Annotated in this window: 3 protein-coding genes; all 3 read right to left on the reverse strand. The window is 60.6% G+C overall.

The features are described 5' to 3' along the window. Nucleotides 1-269 precede the first annotated feature (269 nt). The gene (locus tag AC1D1X_RS22430; RefSeq protein WP_477670369.1) at nucleotides 270-890 is read right to left on the reverse strand and encodes a TetR/AcrR family transcriptional regulator; all 621 of its coding nucleotides are present in this window, start codon (nucleotides 888-890) and stop codon (nucleotides 270-272) included. Between the two features lie 75 nt (nucleotides 891-965). After that, the gene (locus tag AC1D1X_RS22435; RefSeq protein WP_477670368.1) at nucleotides 966-1,358 is read right to left on the reverse strand and encodes a RidA family protein; all 393 of its coding nucleotides are present in this window, start codon (nucleotides 1,356-1,358) and stop codon (nucleotides 966-968) included. A 106-nt stretch (nucleotides 1,359-1,464) separates the two neighbouring features. After that, nucleotides 1,465-1,732 (reverse strand): reverse transcriptase-like protein (locus tag AC1D1X_RS22440; protein WP_477699238.1); only part of this gene is annotated, 268 nt, incomplete at its 5' end.

Genomic DNA, 1,732 nt, shown 5'->3' on the forward strand with positions numbered 1-1,732 from the left:
TTGTAAAAGGCTGCGGTGGCCTGGAGCGATGTGCGTGTCATGGTGTGGTCCTCCCCGTGAATGTCAGTACCAGATCCAGTCTTCGTTGCTGCGCGGCAAACTGCGCAGCGAAGCCAGGACCGCCTTCACGGCGCGAACGCCAAGAAATACGCCTAAACCAATGATCAGAATCAACATGATTTCCTTATTTCTCCGCACAGTCGTGCGAAATTAAAACTTACCGATGCATCGGAAATGGCGTGGCTGCCCTTTCCGCCCTGTTTGTCTCTTTATTTTGGGGTAACTGCCTCTGTCTGGTAGCTCTTGATCAGGCGCTCCCAGGCTGCCTGGGCCCGTTCAGCCGCGCGTGCATCGCGTAGAAAACGGGCATCGTGAAACATCCCCATGGCAATGCTGCTGATTTCCATGACCAGCTGCTCCGCATCGGTGTCGGTCTTCAGTTGACCGGCCTCCATGGCCTGCAGTACGGTGCGCCGCAACGAGGCGCGCCAGCGGGTGACCTCGCCGAGCAGCAGGTCGCGCAACTCGCCTTCGCGGTCGTCCAGCTCAAAGGCGCCCGCAGTGTAAATACAGCCCGACTTGGCCTCGACATCGCGCGTGCGCACAATCCAGCGCTGCACAATCGTCTCCAGCCGCGGCAAACCCTTGGGCTGCTGCATGGCGGGCACAAACACATCGGCAATAAAGCGCCGGCCGAACTCTTCAATCACGGCTTTCTGCAAAGCCTCGCGTGAGCCGATGCGCGAAAACACGCCGCTCTTGGAGATGCCGATGCGGTCTGCCACAGCCTGCAAGGTGATGGCCTCCAGACCTTCCGCCGCAGCCAGGTCGATGCCTGCGCCGATGATGGCGGCGCGGGTCATTTCGCTTTTCTGGGTTTTGGCGTCCATGCAGCGAATATTAGCACGATTGTGCGAAAGTGCAACTCCCTCATCGTGTCACGGTTTTCGGGCCTTCCGCGCGCGCTAGCAGGCGGCGATGCAATCCATCTCAATGTCAAAGTGCCCTGGCCATGCCGGCACGCAGATGAAAATCCGGGCCGGTGGATCCTGGGGGAAGTAGCGGGCGTAAATGGCATTGACCGTTGCAAACTTCTCGACCGAGGTGCAATAGACGTTGCATTTGAGCACCTGGCCCAGCGATGAACCTGCTGTTTCCAGGCAGAGCTTCATTTGCTCCAACACCAGTTCGGTCTGGCGTTCCACAGATGCGTGGACAACTTCACCCGTGGCGGGGTCGAACGGCGGCAAGCCGGCCACATAGACCGTATCGCCATGACGCGTGACGACAGAGGTGGGCGCCTTCCATCGCTGCAGCCAGGTGGAAAGGGGTTCGACGCGAATAATCTCTTTGGCCATGCGTTGCTCCTGGGCGGGTGTACGGGGTGATGCGGGTACATCCACATATATACGCGGCTACGGCACTTCGTTGCTTCGTGCGGGAACGAAGCATTCACACGTGCAGCTAACGACGGCGCCTGGCCGCTGGAGCGGGGCCTTTAGGCATCAGCCCCACCGCCGCCCGGGCCAGGGCATCGGCTTCCTGGTTGCGGTGGCGTGGTATCCACACCAGCCGCGCCGACTCGAAAGACCGCAGCACGGCGCGCACCTCGTCGAACAGCGGAACCAGGCGCAGGAAGGGTTCAGTGGCGGTTCCCGCCAGCTGCTGCACCACCACGCTGTTGTCGCAGTGGATCAACAATTGGGTAGCACCCTGCCGCCTGGCGTATTGC

The organism is Polaromonas sp. P1_G4 (assembly GCF_056405475.1).

Excerpts from the sequence above, each read along its gene's own strand:
- AC1D1X_RS22430 (WP_477670369.1), bottom strand. The coding sequence starts at position 890 with ATGGACGCCAAAACCCAGAAAAGCGAAATGACCCGCGCCGCCATCATC.
- AC1D1X_RS22435 (WP_477670368.1), bottom strand. The coding sequence starts at position 1,358 with ATGGCCAAAGAGATTATTCGCGTCGAACCCCTTTCCACCTGGCTGCAG.